The sequence below is a fragment of the Kiloniella sp. EL199 genome, assembly GCF_900313065.1.
GTDB lineage: Bacteria > Pseudomonadota > Alphaproteobacteria > Kiloniellales > Kiloniellaceae > Kiloniella.
The window spans coordinates 333,500-355,509 of record NZ_OMPU01000008.1; the positions used below are offsets into that span (position 1 = coordinate 333,500).

Below are 22,010 nucleotides of genomic sequence, written 5' to 3' on the forward strand. Positions count from 1 at the left end.
CATGAAAGTTACAATGCTAGGATGCGGTGGTTCAGGCGGCGTTCCAATTTGCGCGGGCACACCCGGCGGAAATTGGGGAAACTGTAATCCGGAAAACCCGAAAAACAGACGTCGTAGAGTTTCTGTACTTGTCGAGCATGAAGATACAACGATCTTGGTTGATACAGGCCCAGATCTGAGGGTTCAGCTTTTGGATGCTGGCGTAGAATGTATCGATGCGGTTCTCTACACCCACGATCACGCTGATCATATTCACGGTTTGGATGAACTAAGATATCTCGCTTACAAGGCTGGCGGCCCAATTGAAGCGTACATGGACGAAGCAGATCGCGAAATAATTACAAACCGCTTTGCCTACGCCTTTACATCTTCATGTGACCCTGAAAGTACGTATACACCAATGATGGACGATAAAACCATTGATGGCCCTTTTAAGGTTGGATCAGTTGAAATTATACCTTTTTATCAAAATCACGGTACAACAACATCTCTCGGATTTCGGTTTGGCGATTTTGCCTATTCCACCGATGTCTTTGATCTTGATGAACGCGCCTTTGAAATATTATCTGGTATCAAATACTGGATTGTCGATTGCTTGCGTTACGAGCCCCATCCATCACATGCTCATTTTGAAAAGACTCTCAGCTGGGTAGAGCGTTTAAAGCCTGAAAGAACAATCCTTACCCATATGAATCAGCAAGTTGATTATGGTGATCTCAAATCAAAATGTCCCGAGGGTATAGAGCCTGGATATGATGGATTAACATTTGAAGTAATCTAAAAGATTTAACCTCTCAAAAAAAGGCGGTGAAAAAATTTCACCGCCTTTTTTGTTCACCGTCGATTTGGAATAAATAATCACTCGTCAAACCAGAAACCATCTGGCTTATAAACGCCAAGCAGGGCACCGGGTTCCCAATTATAAAACCCATTTTCCGGTACATTCATTAGTTTGTTTGACAAGGCAATTGGCTGCGGGATTTCAGCTACCAATCCTATTGTATAGGTTTCTTCGGCATTGATTTCCAAAATACGTTCCCAAATATCTCTTTTTTCTGCCGTTGACTGAGCTCTGAACCAAAGAATGTAAAGATTATTGAGTTCTTTTGCCTTGGTAATATCAACTTCTTCACCTGCATTACCTTTGGTTTCCACGTACTGTCCCCATTTAGGCCATTGGAATGATTGTTGTTGACGAGGGACTAACTCAGCTGGTGAAGAATGTGGTGACAAAAGAGCATTCAAGTTGCCGTACCAAAGCGACATATTGGTTTCGCCAGAAAAAATTCTGTTACGTAAAACTTCTCTTTGTGACGGTTTAGGATAGAGTTTTACGCCAATTTTCAACCAGGAATCTGCAATTAATTCAAGAATATCGGTTTCTTCACCACTTTCACCAGCTGTCTCAATAATAATCTTCATCGGACGACCATCGCTTAATAAACGAAGACCATCTTCATCCCGCTGTGTCAGGCCGATTTCATCCAAAAGCGCATTGGCTTTTCCCAGATCATACTCAGTCCATTTTTTGAAGTACTCTTCTTTATATAGGCTACTGCTCGGTAAAACGGTGTTATTTCCCTCAAGCCCTAACCCATAATAGAGAACTTGATTTAATTCATAACGATTAGTCGCCAAGGATAAAGCATGGCGAAACCTTTTATCACGGTTCAGTTTTCGCCATTCCGGATCCTTTGCGTTCAAATTCGGATAGAGTGCAAATTGTGATCCACGAACAGTCTTCCACAGACGAACCGAATACCCGTTTTGATCATCACTCCCTTTTAAAAAGGTATAGTCAGAAAAATTGAGTCCTCTGGATTGTAAATCAGAATCTCCAGATCCGACCTTTGCCGGAATTAATCCGCCACCTGCTACAGACAATATTAATTCGTCCGCATAAGGAAGTTGATGACCGAATTCGTCAACCCGATGATAGAAAGGATTTCTTTTACCAACAAATCTCGTCGAAGGCGGTTTAACCGTGTTAACCCATGGCTGCAGGGTTGGAAGCTTTGGGTTGGTAAATTTATACTGCCTTGCTTTGCGATTGTGTAACTGCACCCAGTTACGTGCACCTGCACTTTCTACCCGTTGCCCTAAATCGTCAACATCCACATATTTTGCATGAAACTGCTTCATATAGTGGGCGGGTTGAAAAATGTAAAGCGGCCGCGTCGCTGCCAAACTTGGCAAAAAGAAAGGATTGGGCACCGACCAGCTATAACGGACCGTGAGTTCATCAATAATTTCTACTGTTGGCAGCTCTCCATCAACAAGTAATTCAGCTGGAGGACCAAACGGCCTTAAATTGCTGTCGTTTGCAACATCTTCCCAAAAATACTTAAAGTCGGCAGAGGTAAAGGGATGCCCATCAGACCATTTATGTCCCTTGCGAAGCGTCAGTGTGAAAATACGGCCTTCTTCGACATCAAGTTTATCTAAAATATCAGTTGTAAAACCCAAGTCCGGTGTATAGCCGATAAGACGGGCATAGCCATAAACGGAAAATAACCGAACATCCTTGGATTTGGCTATCAGGCTTCGGATTGAGCCACCATATTTTCCTGCTTGCCAATGATGACTTTGTTTAACAACAAATGGTGTTTCCGGTACACGCTTTGCGATAGGTGGCATTTCACCATTGATAACTTTGCCTTCAAAGACAGGAACTTCCTTAAGTGTGTCAGCATTAAAATCAAAAGCAGGAGAGAGATAGGTTTCCGCATGGCTTGTCGATATTTCTGTCACCATACCTAATATTGCCAAAGATCTGATTGACGTTTTTAAAAATTTACCAGCTATTATGTTCATTTTTCTCTCAATAATACCGAAAACCCAGCGCTTTATCTTACTTGTTGGTTCTATCTAAGGTCATCAATTATCCGGTAAATAGGGTCCAAACTGCTGGCGCCCAGTTTTTCGGATCGGTCTGGCGACCATCCTTCAAACTCATTTGGTGCATCAGCTGTATCTTTAAAAGGCATTTCAAGTGTCATTGACAGGCAATCGTGCGTCTCAGCCGTATTGTTACTACAAATCGTAAGATTGGCTTTCCCCGGTTCATTCTGCGGGTACCCATGAGTGATTTGAAAATCGGGGCTGGCTTCCATGTAATAGGTTTGGAAGCGATCCAGTAAATTTAATAATCGATCATCAAAAGACGGAATGCCGTGGGTTCCCGCGATGAAGTTATGCGGGATAGCTTCATCACCGTGAATATCAAACATAAGATCCACACCAGTTTCCATCATTTTCTGACGAACATAATAAACTTCGGGACTTTTTTCCAATGAAGGTGCCTGCCATTCACGATTCAAATTAGAACCAACGGCATTAACCCGAAGATTCCCTCGTCGGCTACCATCCGGGTTCATATTCGGGACAACATAAAAAACAGCCTTTTTTAACAGTTCTCGTGCGATAGCATCGTTCTCATCCAGCAGGCGTCCCAAAAAGCCTTCCATCCAGAATTCTGTCATGCTTTCGCCGGGGTGTTGTCTTCCAATAATCCAGCATGATTTTTTGTTTTTGTCAGCTTCGCCAATAGTCAACAGATCGATATCCTGCCCGTCAATAGTCTGTCCCAAGACATCAAGAGTAACTCCTTGCCCATGTTGAGCTTCTGCAATGAGATCTGCGTGTCGTTCCATAGAGTAGGGGGCAAAATAAGCGAAATAGACTGAGTTATATCCTGGTGTAAATTCAATTGTTAGTACTTCACCGTCATAAGACGTGGTCGGTACGCGGAACCACGTTTCACGGTCATAGGAAGCAACTGCCTGATAGTTTTCCCACCCACCAGGATACGCAGCACCGCCAGCATTGAGAATCTTCAACGTGCAGATCTGATCCTGAGCGCCACTAAGACGAAAGTAAAACCATTGATAAAAATGGGAATTCGTGTCTGATTCGATTTCTAACTGAATATTAGAAGGATTATCAGAAGATAGGCAGCGAATGTTGCCTGCATCAAAATTGCTTGAAATACGGATCATTAGAATATTACTCGCTTAATTATCCTTATATATTTAAACATCAGAATACCTGATAAGTAACAGGCAGCAAGTCTTGTGTCGTCCTGTTCAAGAAATCTTTCTCCTGATTAAAAATCTGACAATAATCTTTGTAACAAAAAATTATTTTCTTTAAATTTAAACGCTGTTTCTGCACCCTGGAATGAAAAAAATTACTGATTACAGATTTGAAATAGATGAAAAAAAAGAATTTCCCGATTTGATTTTCCACTATTGGGCTTCTTGAAAATGATTATCTTCAACCTGATTTGCCTGTGGCAAAATTGCGCACCGGATTGAAATTTGTTCCAACAACAGGTAATGTGATGTTCCAAACTACAGAGAAAGGTAGTTGTATCATGCGTAAAAAGCCCACCTATTTACCAGTGATACTCAAGTCTTCTGGTTGGCTTCTAAGTCGAATTGGAACACTGCTGGCTACAATTTTTGCTGCTAGTGCATTTGCAACGCTTCTCCCCATTCTTGGGAGAAATAGTCAGTTATTACTGGAACCACTTATGCTGTCAGCTCTTATAGCTGCTATTATCGCTGTTAGCGGTTTTTTGATGGTCAAGTGGACTGAACACAAGTTTGGCGATCCTCTCAAGGATTTTCCGGCAACACTGTAAATAAAAATTTTCCAAAGTTTAGTTCTTACATAGAAAACAGGGAATAATAAGTCGTTATTCCCTGTTTTGTTTTTAACATCTGTGTTCTTTATATTTCTTGAAGTGAAACAGAGTAATTGATCGTTAATGGATTTGTCGGGTCTAATTGAATACCGGTGGAAATGCCAGCTGTCGACAATGGGTCATCAGACTGTGTTATACCAAGATCAAAAGGAGCCGCAATCGGCTCTATTCCAATAGCTCTGACCCGACCATTCCAGGGATAATAATCACGCCCTCCACAGGATATCCATAAAAGACAGGACGGTAAAATTTCGGCATCCCATTGTAGCAGTGTGCTGTAGCCTTCCTCTGTATGATCAAGTTTCACTTTGCCCTCTGTTCCCGATAACAAAACCAAATCCTCTGAAGGTTCAATAAATGGAAGATAATTAATACTATCGGTTTCTCCATTTCGATTTACAAGTTCATCAAGCTTGATATTTCTTTGATCAGCCTGAAACCAGCTTCGATCAGATTGAATATCAACAGGAAATGTCCACGCACGTGCATTTTTGCATACAGATATTTGAGCTGCAGCAGGTGTTATGGGAAGAGAAAAAACGGGATGTAATCCAATTGGAAGGAATGCGTTTTGTCGTGCATGAATGGTTAACGAAAGATAGATTTTTGGCCGTTTTTCGGAAAGAACTACTCTTCTTTCCAGCCATTCAACAGGGTGATCTTCTGGGTATTTAAGCCTGCAAATTAAAGAATTATCATTTTGTTTTTCCAGATCCCATTCAGAATTCGAAGAAATTCCATGTGGATTGGTTTCACCAGAAATACTTTCTACTGAAGTCTTAATCTTCCATTCATCTTTCAAACCTTCTGGTCTTATGGTTCTTCCAAAAGGAACACAAGGCCATTCTCCACGTAACTTTTTTAACAGGGGAGGGAGTGAAGCATAACATGGGTTGTCATTATCATCGCACCAGGGGGCGACAAAGAATGGATTAATATCCTTTCCGCCAGGAAGTATAAATCTGGCAGGCCCAATCATTGCGCCCAGAGGCTGTATTTCCAGACTGATTTTGGATGTCTGCAATAAAATAGAATTTTGCTTTTTTTCTGTACTTCTCATTTGTTCAGCTTTTTATCGAACATAAGAATTGTTTCCTGAAGATAATTGAGTTTATTAATATCTTCATTCTGTAATCGTCTTTGTAGAAGAGTTCCCAACATGTGACCCGCTGCAGAAAGGTCCTCGTATATTGTTTCAATTTTTGGCCTGATTTGATCAAGTAGAGGTGATGTTTGTTTACCAATAATATCAACATCTTCGCCAATTTTTAATCCGGCATCCGTTAAACCAGCCAACGAAGCAAGCGCAGAAACCTCGCCACCGCAAACATATCCGTCGGGTGCAGCCGTGCTCTTAGCTGCATTATAACAGTAATTTTTTATGTCATTTGCCGGGCTGTAAATGCTTAGATTAGTAGGTATTTGAAACCTGACACCAGATTCTTGAATTGCAGTCATAAAGCCATGTTGTAAATGCTGGCTAAATGTGAAACTTGGATTTGCAGGAAAAAAAACAATATTTTCCCGACCTTTTTCTACGAGCCGCTTCGCAGCGTGGTACCCAAAATTGAAATTATCATAGTCGACATAAGGGTGAGGAGTGCTCAGAGTTGTCCGCCCGTGACAGATAAATGGAAAGTCACTTTCCAATAGGAGGCTAACTCGTTCATCAAAAGGTTTTGTTCGCGAAAAAACGATCGCATCTGCTGTTTTGTTTCTCAGTATGTAATTAATTGGTTCAAGAGTTGGTGTGCCGTGAAATTGCGGCATTACATTGAGATGATAGTCTGTACCGCGCAGTGAATGTGTTAAACCTGATATGAGTGAACTACCGAAGCCAAGAATCTCTTCGTGGGGATTCAAAACCAGGCTTATAACATTGGTTTTGCCTGTTCTCAATTTTTGTGCAGCACGATCAGGCGTGTACCCCACTGATTGTGCGACACTCTGAACGCGTTCGCGTGTTGCTTGAGCAATCGCGGGGTCATTTTTAAGTGCTCGTGAAACAGTAGTTAAAGCCAGTCCCATACTTTCAGCTATAGAACGTAATGTAGGTTTTTGGGTAGTTTTGATATGTGAGACTTTATTTGTTTTTTTTTCAGCACTCATTTTTACTGCCTTTAGTACTGTAGGAACATTATCCTGCAAAAAAAAATTATAATTATAACGTTGCAAAATTACAAACAGATTTTACATTGGAATGGGTAAACGTATCACTGAATCTAAAAAACAACTTAATATCAATTACATAAATTCAGAAAAATATTACCCATTGACAGATGCTTAATTTATAACGTTATAATTATTCGCAATTAAAAATACCAAACTATATAAATAATAATACCATTGGAGGCCTCAAATGCTTAAGAGATTAATGTTGGGAACTGTTTTTACTACTCTTTTATCTTTTCAAACTCATGCAGATCAGAGTGTAGAAGTTCTGCACTGGTGGACTTCCGGTGGGGAAGCCGGTGCGTTAAATGTCTTGAAAGATGATTTGAGTAGCAAAGGTGTTAGTTGGAACGATATGCCTGTAGCTGGTGGAAGTGGGACTGCGGCAATGACTGTGCTTCGAGCCCGAGTTGCAGCAGGTAACCCGCCAACAGCAGTTCAAATGTTAGGCTTTGACATACTTGACTGGGCGCAACAAGGCGCATTAACAGACCTGAATGCTGTTGCAAAAGAAGGTAATTGGGATGCCGTCATTCCAACTGCCCTGCAAAAGTTCTCCAAACATGAGGGCAAGTGGATTGCCGCCCCGGTAAATGTTCATTCAACAAACTGGATTTGGAGTAATAAGGCCATTCTTGATGAATTGAATATAAGTGAACCGAACTCCTGGGATGATTTGGTTAGCGCAATGGATAAAGTAAAGGCCAGTGGTAAGGTTGCTTTGGCTCATGGTGGTCAACCTTGGCAAGACGCTACAGTGTTTGAATCTATCGCCTTGTTAACGGGTGGTGGCGATTTTTACAAAAAAGCTTTTATTGATCTGGATGAAGAGACTTTAGGTTCAGATACTATGAAAACCGTATTTGAACGCATGGAAGTTCTCCGTGGTTATGTTGATGATAATTTCTCTGGTCGAGACTGGAACCTGGCTTCAGCTATGGTTATCAACGGCGAAGCTGCATTTCAAATTATGGGGGATTGGGCTAAAGGCGAATTTTTGAGAGCAAATAAAAAGCCGGGAGCCGATTTTCTTTGTCTGCGTGTTCCAGGTACCCAAGGTTATGTTACTTTTAACTCCGACCAGTTTGCTATGTTTAATGTAGATGGCAATCAAACTGAATCGCAAGCGCAATTAGCAAAATCAATCCTGGCCCCGGAATTCCAATCTGCATTTAATGTAGTTAAAGGTTCTGTACCGGCTAGAACAGATGTTTCTGATGCTGCATTTGATGAATGTGGTAAAAAAGGAATGAAAGATCTTGTTGAAGCAAACGACAACGGGAAACTTTATGGGTCTATGGCCCATGGGCATTCTGCACCTGCAGCAATAAAAAATGCATTTTACGATGTCATCACTGCGCATTTTAACGGTGAATTTGATAGTGAAACAGCTGTTGCAGAACTTGTCGATGCTATTGCAATCGCCAAGTAAATGAAATGCAGGCGCACTACATCTGAAACAGAATGTAGTGCGCTTTTCTGTGATTTTTACGCCTGCTAAGAAAGATCAAAGATTATGTCTTCCTATTCAAAACCGGATATGACTAGTCGTGTGCAGAATATTCTACCAAAAATTGTCTTGTCACCAAGTCTGTTTTTGATATTGATCTTTGTTTATGGCTTTATTCTGTTTTCAGCGGCACTGTCTTTTACAGATTCCAGAATTTTACCTAGTTATGATTTTGTTGGCTTTAGCAATTATATAAAGTTATTTGGGCTGAGACACTGGTCTATTGCGTTAACAAACCTCTTCATATTTGGTGCATTATACATAGTTATTTGCACCTGTATCGGGCTTAGTCTGGCCATCTTTCTGGATCAAAAAATCCGGGGAGAGGGTTTCTTAAGGCCAATTTATCTGTACCCGATGGCTTTATCATTTATTGTAACCGGTACAGCATGGAAGTGGTTTCTTGATCCTGGTATCGGCCTTGAGCACACAATGCATCAACTAGGATGGGAAAGTTTCGAATTCAATTGGATCAAAGATCGAAATATGGCGATCTATACCGTTGTTATCGCGGCTGTATGGCAAACATCAGGCTTTGTAATGTCCATGTTTTTGGCTGGCCTTCGTGGAATTGACAATCAGTTATTAAAAGCTGCGCAGATTGACGGAGCGTCTAATTTCAATCTTTACAGACGTATCATAATCCCTCAGTTACGTCCGGCATTTTTATCAGCTTTTGTTATTCTCAGCCATCTTGCCATTAAATCTTACGATCTTATTGTCGCCCTGACCAATGGAGGGCCGGGACGGGCAACCGAAGTCCCGTCAACTTTCATGTACTCTTATACATTTGCCCGAAACCAAATGGGTATTGGTGCCAGCTCAGCCGTCATTATGCTGCTTACAATTGCAAGCGTTATTGTTCCCTACCTCTATGCAGAATTAAAGGAAAATAAAAATGGCTAGTATTACACAGGATACAGCCATAAATACCGGGCGCATTACAAGAGCACTGATCTATCTTTTCCTTTTTCTTTTTGCTCTTTATTATCTGTTGCCATTCGGAATAATGGTTTTAAATTCGGTCAAACCACTTGACGAAATCTTAAGTGGAAATATGGTTGCATTTCCAGATCGTTGGACAATTGAGCCATGGTTGAAGGCATGGTCAACAGCACAAGTTGGTATCGAACCAACAGGACTTGCGCCATATTTTTGGAACTCTATCAAAGTCGTTATACCTGCTGTGATAATATCGACTCTTCTTGGCGCCTTTAATGGATACATTTTAACAAAATGGCGTTTTAAAGGTGACACAATTTTATTCGGGTTAATGTTGTTTTCCTGCTTTATCCCTTTTCAAATTGTCTTGATACCCATGGCGCGAATTCTGGGGATAACAGGTCTGGCGGGATCGACAAGTGGTCTGATCTTCGTTCATATCGTTTATGGAATAGGTTTTACTACTCTTTATTTTCGTAATTATTATAAGGCAATTCCAAATGAATTGATTATGGCAGCGCAAATTGATGGTGCCGGTTTCTTTCGAATTTTCTATCGGATCATGTTGCCCGTTTCAGGGCCAATTATTGTAGTTTGTGTCATTTGGCAATTTACGAATATCTGGAACGATTTTCTGTTCGGGGCTTCTTTTACAGATTTTGACAGTCAACCAATGACCGTTGCACTTAATAATCTGGTTTCATCATCTACAGGCGTCAAAGAATACAACGTACATTTTGCCGGTGCCATCATTGCCGCATTACCAACACTTCTGGTTTATGTACTCGCAGGTCGTTACTTTGTACGTGGCCTTATGGCCGGTTCAGTAAAAGGATAATTCATATTATGGCGTTTCTTGATATCAAAAATGTCAGCAAATCATACGAAAAGCTAACTGTACTTCATGACATCAATATCGCTGTTGAAGAAGGTGAATTTCTGGTGCTCGTAGGACCGTCTGGTTGCGGTAAATCAACTTTGTTGAACATGATTGCAGGCTTGGAAGAAATAACATCAGGCTCTATGACGATAAAAGGGCAAGAAATGAATGGTGTTCATCCTTCCAAACGTAACATTGCCATGGTTTTTCAATCGTATGCGCTTTACCCAAATATGACAGTGGCTGATAATATTGCTTTTGGACTGGAAATGCACGGAGTACCCAAGGCCGAACGTTTAAAGGCTGTGCAAGATGTTTCCGGAATGTTGCAAATTGAACCACTTCTGGATCGAAAACCTTCGCAGTTGTCGGGGGGGCAACGTCAGAGAGTAGCCATGGGGCGTGCCCTTGTTAGAAACCCTGATGTCTTTTTATTTGATGAACCACTTTCAAATCTGGACGCAAAACTCCGGGTAGATATGCGTACTGAAATTAAAAAGTTACATCAGGATTTAGGCTCTACTATTGTTTATGTAACTCATGATCAGATAGAAGCCATGACACTATCTACCAGGATTGCGGTAATGAATGGCGGGCATATCCAGCAATTGGGAACACCCAAAGAAATATACGATAATCCTGCAAACATATTTGTTGCCAGTTTTATGGGATCGCCTTCCATGAACATATTTCCTGCAATTATCAGAGAAATTGAAAGCAATCTTGTTGGTGTAGAAATTTCAATCGGTGCGGGTGCAGAAACAAAAGTGTTGAAATTTGCTCCCGGCACAAGAATTAACCTTCAAAACTTCAAAGACAGGAAAGTACTGCTAGGTATCCGTCCAGAGGCTATCACAGATCCTGATGGTGCTGATAAAGCTGCACAAATTATTGAACTAATTGATAATACTGTTGAGGTGACTGAACCTGCAGGCTCTGATACATATGTTATCAGCCGTCTTGGTGGTCAGGAAGCCGTGGCCCGAATGCGGGCCGATGTAATAGTGACACCAGGTGAAAAAGCTGTTTTTGCTCTCAATATGGATCGAGTAGTAATTTTTGATCCTCAAACAGAAGAACGAATTAATTAAAACCAAAGGTAAACAATGATCACAACAGGAATGATTGAATGTATAACGCGATGATTAGAGGCATCAAATTATTCTTGTAAATTGAATTTGGGGTAATCTGAATTTTTTACAGCCTAATTGCAGTGAAACTTTCTATCGCGAAATCAGGTCCTATCCTATCTGGTATTATCATTACCTTTGTTTCCAGGCTTTGTTTATGATTTCATATCACAGGAACAAGCTATAAGTAATTTATCATTATTGACATGATCAAGTTTACTGAAGTACTGGTAACTTCTTATTCTACAGGAGTGACGGTATATGGATTGGGAAAGAGTATTTGCCACGCGGTCTTCGCGGATGAAGGCATCCGAAATTCGAGAACTGCTCAAGCTTTTGGATCAACCGGATATTATATCATTTGCTGGCGGCATTCCTGATCCCGCACTTTTCCCGACACAAGAATTCCAACAGGCCTTTGCCAATACCCTGACAGGGGATAAACAGACCACTGCATTGCAGTATTCCGTAAGCGAAGGCTATGCCCCTCTGCGTCAGTGGATTGCCAAACAGATGGAAGGTCTGGGTATTCCCTGTAGCATAGATAACATTCTGATCACATCCGGGTCTCAACAGGCTCTGGATTATTTGGGCAAGCTATTACTATCTCCAAATGATACAGCCCTTGTAACCTGGCCAACCTATATGGGGGCTCTCGGGGCTTTTAATGCTTATGAGCCCAATTACGACCGTTTGATTGCAAATGGTAACCGTTCTGCAAAAGAGTACCGGGAAGCCGCCGCAGAAAAGAACAGCGAAGTAAAATTCGCCTATATGTCTGTAGATTTCGCAAATCCAACCGGAGAAACCCTTGACCGTCCCGGTCGTGAAAAATTGCTGGATCTGGCTGAAGAACTTAATATTCCAGTTATCGAAGATGCAGCCTATCAATCACTTCGCTATGATGGCGAAGCAATTCCACCGATCCTGGCACTTGATATTCAACGCAAGGGACATATTGACAAAACCCGGACACTCTATTGTGGCAGTTTCTCTAAAACACTTGCTCCGGGCTTAAGAGTAGGGTGGGTTTGCGCCGCTCAATCAGTTATTAGCAAGCTTGTTTTAATGAAACAGGCGGCAGATCTACATAGCTCAACCATCAACCAGATCGCTATTCACGAAGTTGCCTCCAAAGGTTTTGACAAACAGGTTGCCAAAATCTTCACTGCTTATTCGACCAGACGCGACTGTATGCTTGCGGCACTGGAAGAGCACATGCCAGAGGGTGTAAGTTGGACAAAGCCCGAAGGCGGCATGTTTATCTGGTTGACGCTCCCCAAACATCTGGATGGGGCCGATCTCTTGGCAAAATCGATAGAAACACAGCGGGTTGCCTTTGTTCCCGGGCATGCATTTTATGCAGATGGATCAAATCGTAACACAATGCGGTTAAGCTTCTCTCAAGCCAACGAAGAAACAATCAATGAAGGTATTCGCAGATTGGGCCTTTTGTTGAAGTCTGCATGACGTAAAATCGCTATTATGAATTAGTTCTGACTTGATCTGACACCACACTCTTTTCAAAGAAGAGAATTAAAGGTGGTGCTTCTCTTGCAATAGAACATGATTATCCGTTTTGATGGCAAGGCAGATCGGCGGCCTCTCTGATTTACGGTTACGTGAATTTTACGTGTACATTTCTTTGCCATTACATATATGACCTTCAATAAGTTCAAATTATCTTGGCTGCTGAACTTTACTCAGCAGCCAAGATAATACAATTTAAATCACGCGAGCGCGCCATCGACATATTGTTTAAGGAACTCTTCGCTTGGCGGTATGATTTTGATTACGTCGATGAGAACTCCATTTGGATCAGACGTAATAAAGTGGCGTTGCCCGAATGCTTCATTTTTGATCGGTAGGTGAATGGATAGACCGTTCTTTTGAGCGCGCTCATATTCAGCGTCCACATCATCGACCTCAAAATTCAAAAGAAGGCCACTGATTTTACCTCTTGCTGGTTCAGGAACCGTTTCATGATCACCTTGCAGGACAGCAATATTTACCTTCTCATCTTCCGTAGATTGTAGGTGAATATACCAGTCACTTTCAAATTTGGAGGCGAATTTAAAGTACGTTTGATAGAATGTAGCTGTTTCGGCAACTTTGTCGGTCATAATCACTGGATAGAATTGAGTGCATTTCATGGGTTTATCTCCGTACAACTTTCACATACAATTTGTATGTATGTATTAATTAACAAACAGGCTGTATGTATGCAAGTTAAAAATAAACGAAAATCGAATGCCGATAGAACTAAAGATACCCAGCAGGCTCTAATAACTGCTGCTAGGCAGCTTTTTATAAGGCATGGCTATGCGGCAACAAGCACGCCCGACATTGTGAATGAGGCAGGTGTTACACGCGGAGCGCTCTATCATCACTACAAAGATAAAGCAGAGTTATTCCGTGCTGTGCTATACAAGGAGGCCCTTGCTGTCGCAGAAGAAATTGAAATGAGGACCTCAACTGACATGGAGCCCATGGGCGCGCTCTCTGCTGGTTCAGACGCTTACTTTGATGCAATCTCAGTTCCCGGACGCGCCAAGATGTTGCTGATTGACGGACCAGCAGCACTGGGTTTTGACGAGATAAGAGAGATAGGACAAGAAACAGGGGGAGAGGAACTTAGGCAGGGACTTGAACATCTATTTGGCGACAAAAATCCTGACGTTGATATCACAATTCTTGCTGATCTGTTCTCCGCAATGTTTGACCGTGGCGCTCTTGCTATTTCCTTGGGTGGGAGCAGTGACCAATACAAATATCACACAAAGCTAATCTTAGGACTATTGTCTGGCTTGCTTCTCACGTCAGATGAAGACAACCAAGGCTAGAGCTTGCACTTATCCGGCTCTTCCATAAAAGAGAAAATAGACTGAACATGATCTAAGTTCACCTTACGCAATATTATTTCATTCTTCGGAAACGTAATCGCCAACAAATTTCTGCAACTTATCATCGATCTGATACCAGTCAGGCTTTGATCCGGTATGTATATGAACCGTTGGCCGTATTCCAGGGTCATCATCCAAAGCAGAGGCCGCAACAACATATATGTCGCCAGCAACCATATCCCCCAATGAAGTTCCACATTCTTTGCAAAAGCACCGTTCCAGTTTCCATTCTGGGCCAGTTGGGACCTTTGCAATTTTTTCTTGCCCAGCAACTACTTTTAAATCATCCGCCTTACCAATTAACACAGCAGAAAAAATTCCCGCAGCCTTACGGCATCGGGAACAATGACAATAGCTTAACGACGAAGGTTCTCCGGAAATTTCAAATTTCACAGCACCACAGAGACAGCTTCCTTTAATCATCTGATTTGCTTTCTTATAAATCCAACAAGAAATCAGAACATAGCATGAACAAAATTTATTTGATAGAAAAATTAGACTCAAATTTGATAGGGCATCAGTAATAATTATCTACACCAACAATTCGCATAATCTATATTATGGAAAATTATTGATGTTGTTGTGAAACCATGAAACCAGATAAAACTTAGAAACTAGGTCATCATTCTTCAGAGAAATATTTCACGTACAAAGTTTTGTATTCTTCTGTGGCTTTATACTCTTCCATTTTTTTTGCAAAAAAAGTGCTGATGTTATCTTTCTCGGCTTTTTTCGAAAATCCGATGTACATCGGGCGTTCCAATACTGGCGGATCAATGATGGTAAATTTATTCAGGATTTCTGTGTCTTTATAGGCAGAATAAAAATCACTTAGATAAACAATGCCGAGGTCACCACGACCAGCCAATAACAGGTCTTTTAATCTTTCAAGTGTCGGTGCAGCGTACTTTTTGAGGTAATCAGCATTATCAAATTCATATCCATAGGAAAAACCCGCTTGAGTCACGATACGATAATCCCTCAGCAATTCGAGATCACCATTAAAAACGATTTCATCTACTCGTGATTTCTGGACGACATAAACAATTTTTGCTCTGTGAAGGATATTTCCTTCTAAATAGCGGGTATCCTTCTCGCGCTCAGCCGTCCACCCATAGTAAGTAAAGGCATCAACTTTACCGGTTTTAAGCATCTGTTGTGCACGCTTAAAAGGATAACGTTCAAAGGTAATTGCCAGATTATTTTTCTCGGCAATAGCCTGAATAAGCTCAATATGGAACCCTGTTAACTCACCATCTTCGATATATTCATAGGGCGGATAGTCTTCGGCACCGATGGCAAAAACATATTTTCCAGACAGGGAAGATCTCTCATCTGCAGCAAAAGCCTCTGCAAAAGTATGACAAAACAAAAAAATACAGATGATACCGGGCAATAGACTTCTTATTCGATGCACTCCACTAATAAGATGCTTGTTTAAATGGTATCAGAAAACGTAACCACATCTGTATATTAGGTAATAGATATTAATGAAATTTTATCGTAATAAGCAAAACCCATAAAGCAAATTACACTTATTATTTATAATCTATGCTTTGCAGTACACCAACAACGCTACGCTTAAAATTTACACCCGAAATCTGCGGCATTTTTCCACATTTATTTTATAGCTTTAATCGGTAAAATTGCTGCCTTAGCCTCCCTCTTCTTCAGATAAAGGTTTCATTATGAAAGTTATTATTGCCGGGTCGCGCACCATTAACGATTATGATGCTCTTGAACGTTTTGTAGAGAGCGTTGATTGGCCTATTGAAGAAATTGTATCCGGTGGCTGTCGCGGGGTCGATACATTGGGTGAACAATGGGCTGAAAAGAAAGGCATTCCCAAAAAAGTACTTCACGCCGACTGGGTTAAATATGGTCGGGAAGCTGGTGAACTTAGAAATCGGGAAATGGCAAACTATGCCGATGGACTGATCCTTTTATGGGATGGAAAAAGCCCCGGTGCCAGCTGTATGCTAAGAGAATCAGCAAAATCCGGCATCAAAATTCATCACCAGATATATGGTTTTGATTGGAAAGAAATGGAACAGGCAGAAAAAGCCATTCTGGATTACTATTGGTCCGGTAAAGGCCGTCTGGTTTTCCAACATAGTCACTGGGAATGGGAAACTGTTGAAACTGAAGCCCCTGTTATCCCGCAAGAAGCCATCACCGGACTAATCGAACAAGGCTTTCTGGAAGAAGACACCATTACAGTGCTAAAACCAGTACGGGAAGATTACCATAGTAAATTTGCTTAAAACGAACTGATAAATATTGAACTGTCTTATTGCGAGCGAAGAATAAGCTTGTCCCCGCGGAATTCAAAACTGGGGAACCGTTCCAGAAACGCCATACCTAATAATGATGTGGACATTTCGGCCTGATTAATAGAAACGCGCAGGTCTAGGAACTCTCGCTCGCCCAATGTCATCCGATAAACCTGAGCCGAGGCCCCTCTCCCGGTGCCGTTTGCCGTCTCAAAAATCCGGTTAAAAGTCAGTTTATCAAAATCAAATCCCAGACGTTGTGCATCTGCCGGACTTAAAACAATTGAAGTTGCACCTGTATCAACAAGAAATTTAACACGTTTATTATCAACAAAGGCCTCGATATAAAAATGTCCATCGCTGGCGCGGGTAAATTCAAGATCACCAGCCTGATTTGTATAAGCTTGGCCGGGAACGAGATTGTTCGAAACACGGTTCCAGACATTTTCGAAAACATCGCGATAGCTATAGCCAACAAACAAAACGATGAATATGACCACCCAGAGTCCGATATCCCGCAAATGTCTTGGTAAATCAGACTTTTGAAGTCGCCCGATACCAAGTATCGAAGACATAATAAGGAGTAAAATAGCAAGACTTCGAACAAGATCTATCTGGTCATCATCACTGCTAAGTGATCCGGGGAAGCGATCTGCCAAGAAAAACACCCCCAAGCCAGTCAGAACGATGAGAATGACAAAAAGCCAAAACCCTGAAATACCACCTCTTAAAGATTTACCCCCTTCCCCATTATTTGAATTCTTGTCAAACGGGTTAGGTTTTCGCTCAACCATGTCTCTTTTCGCCCTGTATCAATCTGCACTTAAAGCCTAACATTTCACAAATAGGAATTTTCGTAAAAGCTTTAAAGTATTTCTTCAAGCATTTGATGTCAGAAGCTTTATTCCCAACGCGCCCATCAAGCCGCCGGCAATGCGATCAATCCAGCTTTTGGATTTAAGATAGACCTGACGCGATGCCTTGGCAGAAAGAGCACAAGCCACCAGAACGTACCATCCAGTCTCTACAAAAAGTAAGGCTGGCAATAAAAGTGCGGGAAACCAAATCGAAGTTTCTGCCGGCATGAACACCGCAAAAACTCCACTATAAATAAGAGCAGCTTTGGGATTACTAATCTGCGTCATAAAGGCAATATAAAAGGAACGTGTCAGGCTTTGTACGGCCTGCGGTGTTGCTCCCTCTTCTTTAGTAATCAGCTTGTTTTTGGCTCCCCGCCAAATCTTTATACCGAGGTAAAGCAAGTAAAGACCGCCAAAAATTTTAAACGCTGCGTAGAGCCAAACAACCTGCGTGAAAACAAGGTGTAACCCAAGCAAAGCCAAACCTGCAAAGACCAAAGCCCCGAGCCCCATACCGATAGAAGCCGCTATTCCATGAGAGCGTGAATTGGCCAGAGAGATTTGGGCAACGACAAGAAAACTTGGTCCCGGTGTCATTGCTCCGATAATGATCACCCCAACAATACTTGCAATGGCCAACAGCTCGTTCACATCCATCTCCTGAAACGATTACTTCTATAAATTCATTTTACCTTGTACCTTAAAAATGATCATACGCACGAATAAATATTCGTGATCCTTCCGATCACAAAAATCAATCATAAAAAAGGACAGCTAAAAATGCTGTCCTCTAAGTTATATGAATCTTACGCTTCTTCAAGTCGCTTAGATGGTCGGATATTAGATAGCCAAGTATTCTTGACGCAGCTCTTCATTATCCAGAACTTCCTGTGCAGTGCCGTCAAAAACGACCTGCCCCATATCCAGGATAATAGCCCTATCCGCCAGATGCAGTGCTGCGATAGCATTCTGTTCCACAATAATTGTTGTAATACCGTGCGTCTTGATTTCCTGCAGAATTGATTCAATCTCATGAACGATCACAGGAGCCAAACCTTCATAGGGTTCATCAAGCAGTAACAACTTTACATCCCGGGCAAGAGCGCGCGCCACAGCCAACATTTGTTGTTCACCCCCGGACATCGTTATGCCTTCTTGGTCACGACGCTCTGCCAAACGAGGGAAATGTTGATAAAGTCGCTCAATCGACCAGCCAACAGGTTCCGCAATCTGGGCAAGTTGAAGATTTTCTTCAACAGTCAGTCCCGGAATAATCCGACGATCTTCCGGAACAAGCGCAACACCGTTTTGAGCGGCTTCAAAATCTTTCATGCGATGAAGTGGTTTATGGTCTAACCATACTTCGCCTTGAGTTAAAACAGGGTCAACAGCCCGGGCGATTGCCCGAAGAGTAGAGGTTTTACCCGCACCATTACGACCGAGTAGTGCCAGGATCTCCCCTTCGCGAATATCAAAGCTAACGCCCTGAACGATATAACTCTCACCATAATAGGCGTGGAGATCGTAAGCAGAGAAGTAAGCTGGCGCTGTACCTTCACTTTTAATTGGTTGCATGCGGCTCATAGATGCGCCCCTCCCAAATAAGCTTCCTGAACGCGCGGATCACCTTTGATCCCTTCCGGCGTTCCTTCGGCAATAACAGTACCTTGCGCCATCACACTCACCTTATTTGCGAGAGAGAAGACCACGTGCATGTCGTGCTCAATGATCACCTTGGTAATACCACGTTCTCCAATACGCTTGAGCAGATCAATCGTATTGTTGGTGTCCGCACGGGACATTCCCGCTGTCGGTTCATCCAAAAGAAGAAGTTTGGGATTTTGGACTAGGCACATAGCCAACTCGAGGCGGCGTTTATCCCCACGTGAAAGGCTTCCAGCAGTCATATTTCGTTTATCGATCAAGCCAACGTCTTCGAGCATGTGCTCTGCACGACCAATGATCTCGCTATCCTGATCTGCACGCTTCCAACCGTTGAATTTAAAGGCGCCATCACGTGAAGCCAGGGTAGGAATAACCACGTTATCCAACAGGGTCAGATCGCCAAAAATCTCTGGGGTCTGGAACACCCTGGAAACACCGGCCTGGTTAATTTCGTGCGGCTTGATCCCCAGAAGAGAACTGCCGTCAAAATTAACGCTGCCGCTATCGGGAATAAGCAAACCAACCAAGCAGTTAAGGAAAGTGGATTTCCCCGCTCCATTTGGACCAATAATGGCATGAACGGAGCCTTCTTCCACATCCAGTTCGACTTTATTGAGGGCCTTTAGACCGCCAAAGCTCTTGTTCACATCGCGAACTTCAAGAATACCCATAATCTTATCTCTCTATTCACCAGGTTGAACTTTGGCTGAACCAACTGGGTCGGCTTCGCCATTTTTGGATCTGTTTTTAATGCGGTCAATAATCCTGCTAAAGCCTTCGACCAAGCCACCCGGCAGGAAGATCACGATCAGCATAAAGAGTAAGCCCAAGGTCAGGTGCCAGCCTTCGCCGACAAACAGACCAAGAACAGCAACCACACCGTCTTGAAGGAACTCAGGCAAGAAGCTGAATATACCTTGCAGAACGTTTTCGTTAATCGCTGAGAAGATGTTCTCAAAATACTTGATCACACCAGCACCGATTACAGGGCCGATTAGGGTACCGACACCACCAAGAATGGTCATTAACACTACCTCACCAGAAGCAGTCCATTGCATACGCTCAGCACCTGCCAGTGGATCAGTTACAGCCATAAGAGACCCTGCGAGCCCTGCATACATGCCAGAGATAACAAAGGCTGTAAGCGTATATGGCCGCATATTCAGACCAGTATAGCTCATGCGGTTTGAGTTTGATTTCACTGCTTTTAGCATCATGCCGAAAGGCGAGCGAAAAATACGCATAGAGATATAGAAACCGATGATCATCAGAACGGCGCAGAAGTAGAAGCCGGAATAACCACTCATCTCTATTCCAAAAAAGTTCGTCGGTGGAATACCCTCTGTTGCAGCGACGCCGACAAGGTTATCCAGAGATCTGGGATCGTCCAAGGCCAGTTGCAGGCCGGTTTCCCCATTGGTAATTGGGGTCAGAACTGAATAGGCTAGATTGTAAGACATCTGCGCAAATGCAAGCGTCAGGATTGAGAAGTAAATCCCGGAACGACGCAAACTGATGTAACCAATAACAACGGCAAACAAACCAGAGGTAATCACTCCAAAGATGATCGCAGGCACCACACTCATACTGAGAAGTTTAAAGGACCAAACTGCTGTGTAAGAACCCACACCCAAGAAGGCGGCATGACCAAAGGACAAATAGCCAGTTAGGCCAAAAAGAATGTTAAATCCGATGGCAAATATACCAAAGATTGCAAAGCGTTGTAGTAGATCAGGATAGCTTGCCCCAATTGGTGCTAACCAGATCGGCATTGTTAGAACTGCGATGGTAAAAATAGCCATCAGTATTAAGTCTTTACGAGGCGTAGCAGTAATCATTGTTTTAGGACTCCATCACGCCTTTGCGTCCCATCAAACCTCTTGGACGAACCAAGAGAATGACAACCGCAACAAGGAAAATAATAATTTGATCGATACCTGGAAGAATTTCTTTCACTTCGTTCATAGAAGCAAAGGACTGAAGAATTCCCAGTAGGAAGCCAGCTGTTACAGCACCACCGAGAGATCCCATACCACCAACGACTACAACGACGAAGGAAAGAACCAGAAAGTCCATACCAAGATGGTAATCAGGCGGTACAATCGGTGTATACATAACACCGGCCAAGCCAGACACCACTGCGGCGATACCAAATACGATGGTAAAGCGACGCTCGATATTAATACCCAAAAGGCCAACTGTTTCGCGGTCTTGCATACCGGCACGCACCACCATCCCGAAGGTGGTAAACCGGAGGAAGCAGAAGACAGCAGCAATAATGATCCCCGCGAATACCAAGTAAGCCAAACGCCACCAAGGGTAGATAACGGAATCACCAAGACCGAGGAAAGATCCAACATCCGCAGAACCTGTCAGAAGCTCAGGTGGCGGCATTGGTACGGGGTTGGCGCCGAAGAAGGCTTTTACAATTTCCTGTAACACAATTGCCAGACCAAAAGTCACCAGGATCTGTTCGGCATGTGTCCGTTTGTAGAAAAAGCGAATTAGACCACGTTCCATTGCCAAGCCAACAAGAAGCATGACGGGAATGGCCAGAAGAATTGATAGCGGTACCGCAAAATCAATTATCGTCGTACCCGTTTCACCCCACCATAGTTCCAGGTAAGGGACTTCTTTGTAGGCATCGAAGAAAGTAATATTTTCATCTTTAACCTGCTTGGAAATAGTAAGAATTTTTTTAAGGGTAACGGCACAAAAAGCACCAAGCATAAACAATGCTCCGTGAGCAAAGTTTACGACGCCGAGTGTGCCGAAGATGAGTGTTAATCCCAAGGCGATAAGGGCGTATGATCCCCCTTTATCCAAGCCGTTCAGGATTTGCAGTACAAATGCATCCATTGTTCTAATTTCGCTGCTGTTTTATTTTCTGGGGCGCTTCATGAAAGGCCTCAGAGAATACTCTTTCTGGCTTAATACCAGAAGTACGGTCCTTAAAGAACTGGCCGC

General features: G+C 42.6%; 22 protein-coding genes. 9 read left to right on the forward strand and 13 right to left on the reverse strand.

The features are described from left to right. Position 1 precedes the first annotated feature (1 nt). Entirely contained in the window at positions 2-781 is a 780-nt protein-coding gene (locus D9A03_RS08165) for an MBL fold metallo-hydrolase (protein ID WP_120496701.1), read from the forward strand. Positions 782-858: 77 nt separating this feature from the next. Here D9A03_RS08165 and D9A03_RS08170 read toward each other — a convergent pair whose 3' ends face one another. Next, positions 859-2,814 carry an ABC transporter substrate-binding protein gene (locus D9A03_RS08170; RefSeq protein ID WP_254054994.1) on the reverse strand — a complete coding sequence of 652 codons (1,956 nt, stop codon included), beginning with the start codon at positions 2,812-2,814 and terminating at the stop codon, positions 859-861. Positions 2,815-2,864: 50 nt separating this feature from the next. After that, a complete protein-coding gene (locus D9A03_RS08175) occupies positions 2,865-3,998 on the reverse strand; it encodes a M14-type cytosolic carboxypeptidase (protein ID WP_216825413.1) in 1,134 nt (377 codons plus the stop codon). A gap of 377 nt (positions 3,999-4,375) precedes the next feature. Here D9A03_RS08175 and D9A03_RS08185 point away from each other — a divergent pair, with 377 nt between their 5' ends. After that, positions 4,376-4,645 (forward strand): hypothetical protein, encoded by a 270-nt coding sequence (locus D9A03_RS08185; protein ID WP_120496703.1) that lies wholly within the window; start codon positions 4,376-4,378, stop codon positions 4,643-4,645. 88 nt (positions 4,646-4,733) lie between these two features. On the opposite strand, the gene D9A03_RS08190 is transcribed toward D9A03_RS08185, so the two are convergent. Both D9A03_RS08190 and D9A03_RS08195 read right to left on the reverse strand, forming a co-directional pair. Continuing rightward, a complete protein-coding gene (locus D9A03_RS08190) occupies positions 4,734-5,768 on the reverse strand; it encodes a hypothetical protein (RefSeq protein WP_120496704.1) in 1,035 nt (344 codons plus the stop codon). Further along, positions 5,765-6,817, reverse strand: a complete 1,053-nt coding sequence (locus tag D9A03_RS08195) for a LacI family transcriptional regulator (protein WP_120496705.1) — start codon at positions 6,815-6,817, stop codon at positions 5,765-5,767. Before D9A03_RS08195 ends, D9A03_RS08190 begins: the two co-directional genes overlap by 4 nt. A gap of 250 nt (positions 6,818-7,067) precedes the next feature. Between D9A03_RS08195 and D9A03_RS08200 the strand changes: the two genes are divergently transcribed. From D9A03_RS08200 to D9A03_RS08220, 5 genes are all read left to right on the forward strand, one after another. Next, positions 7,068-8,312: an ABC transporter substrate-binding protein gene (locus D9A03_RS08200; RefSeq protein WP_120496706.1), complete on the forward strand. Its 1,245-nt coding sequence runs from the start codon at positions 7,068-7,070 to the stop codon at positions 8,310-8,312. An 84-nt stretch (positions 8,313-8,396) separates the two neighbouring features. Continuing rightward, positions 8,397-9,296 (forward strand): carbohydrate ABC transporter permease, encoded by a 900-nt coding sequence (locus tag D9A03_RS08205; RefSeq protein ID WP_120496707.1) that lies wholly within the window; start codon positions 8,397-8,399, stop codon positions 9,294-9,296. Then, the gene (locus tag D9A03_RS08210) at positions 9,289-10,170 is read left to right on the forward strand and encodes a carbohydrate ABC transporter permease (protein ID WP_120496708.1); all 882 of its coding nucleotides are present in this window, start codon (positions 9,289-9,291) and stop codon (positions 10,168-10,170) included. Before D9A03_RS08205 ends, D9A03_RS08210 begins: the two co-directional genes overlap by 8 nt. Positions 10,171-10,178: 8 nt before the next feature. Continuing rightward, positions 10,179-11,303, forward strand: a complete 1,125-nt coding sequence (locus D9A03_RS08215) for an ABC transporter ATP-binding protein (protein WP_120496709.1) — start codon at positions 10,179-10,181, stop codon at positions 11,301-11,303. Between the two features lie 300 nt (positions 11,304-11,603). Continuing rightward, positions 11,604-12,812: a PLP-dependent aminotransferase family protein gene (locus tag D9A03_RS08220; protein WP_120496710.1), complete on the forward strand. Its 1,209-nt coding sequence runs from the start codon at positions 11,604-11,606 to the stop codon at positions 12,810-12,812. A 260-nt stretch (positions 12,813-13,072) separates the two neighbouring features. Here the strand turns inward: D9A03_RS08220 and D9A03_RS08225 are convergent, their stop codons facing one another. Next, on the reverse strand, positions 13,073-13,495 hold the full coding sequence (locus D9A03_RS08225) for a VOC family protein (RefSeq protein ID WP_120496711.1): 423 nt from the start codon (positions 13,493-13,495) through the stop codon (positions 13,073-13,075). A 69-nt stretch (positions 13,496-13,564) separates the two neighbouring features. Here D9A03_RS08225 and D9A03_RS08230 point away from each other — a divergent pair, with 69 nt between their 5' ends. Further along, the gene (locus D9A03_RS08230; protein ID WP_120496712.1) at positions 13,565-14,185 is read left to right on the forward strand and encodes a TetR/AcrR family transcriptional regulator; all 621 of its coding nucleotides are present in this window, start codon (positions 13,565-13,567) and stop codon (positions 14,183-14,185) included. Positions 14,186-14,263: 78 nt separating this feature from the next. Here D9A03_RS08230 and D9A03_RS08235 read toward each other — a convergent pair whose 3' ends face one another. Further along, positions 14,264-14,668 carry a GFA family protein gene (locus D9A03_RS08235; RefSeq protein ID WP_120496713.1) on the reverse strand — a complete coding sequence of 135 codons (405 nt, stop codon included), beginning with the start codon at positions 14,666-14,668 and terminating at the stop codon, positions 14,264-14,266. A gap of 199 nt (positions 14,669-14,867) precedes the next feature. Next, on the reverse strand, positions 14,868-15,641 hold the full coding sequence (locus D9A03_RS08240; protein ID WP_162938036.1) for an ABC transporter substrate-binding protein: 774 nt from the start codon (positions 15,639-15,641) through the stop codon (positions 14,868-14,870). A gap of 292 nt (positions 15,642-15,933) precedes the next feature. On the opposite strand from D9A03_RS08240, the gene D9A03_RS08245 reads away from it, so the two are divergent. Then, entirely contained in the window at positions 15,934-16,509 is a 576-nt protein-coding gene (locus D9A03_RS08245) for a DUF2493 domain-containing protein (protein WP_120496715.1), read from the forward strand. Positions 16,510-16,535: 26 nt separating this feature from the next. On the opposite strand, the gene D9A03_RS08250 is transcribed toward D9A03_RS08245, so the two are convergent. The 6 genes from D9A03_RS08250 to D9A03_RS08275 form a co-directional block, all read right to left on the reverse strand. Continuing rightward, positions 16,536-17,312: a TIGR02281 family clan AA aspartic protease gene (locus tag D9A03_RS08250; RefSeq protein WP_120496716.1), complete on the reverse strand. Its 777-nt coding sequence runs from the start codon at positions 17,310-17,312 to the stop codon at positions 16,536-16,538. A gap of 84 nt (positions 17,313-17,396) precedes the next feature. Continuing rightward, positions 17,397-18,029, reverse strand: coding sequence for a LysE family translocator (locus D9A03_RS08255; protein ID WP_120496771.1), 633 nt, complete (start codon positions 18,027-18,029; stop codon positions 17,397-17,399). A gap of 189 nt (positions 18,030-18,218) precedes the next feature. Then, positions 18,219-18,962, reverse strand: a complete 744-nt coding sequence (locus D9A03_RS08260; protein ID WP_120496717.1) for an ABC transporter ATP-binding protein — start codon at positions 18,960-18,962, stop codon at positions 18,219-18,221. Continuing rightward, a complete protein-coding gene (locus D9A03_RS08265; protein ID WP_120496718.1) occupies positions 18,959-19,714 on the reverse strand; it encodes an ABC transporter ATP-binding protein in 756 nt (251 codons plus the stop codon). Before D9A03_RS08265 ends, D9A03_RS08260 begins: the two co-directional genes overlap by 4 nt. Before the next feature lie 12 nt (positions 19,715-19,726). After that, positions 19,727-20,881 (reverse strand): branched-chain amino acid ABC transporter permease, encoded by a 1,155-nt coding sequence (locus D9A03_RS08270; RefSeq protein WP_120496719.1) that lies wholly within the window; start codon positions 20,879-20,881, stop codon positions 19,727-19,729. Between the two features lie 4 nt (positions 20,882-20,885). Beyond that, a complete protein-coding gene (locus tag D9A03_RS08275; protein WP_120496720.1) occupies positions 20,886-21,902 on the reverse strand; it encodes a branched-chain amino acid ABC transporter permease in 1,017 nt (338 codons plus the stop codon). Positions 21,903-22,010 lie beyond the last annotated feature (108 nt).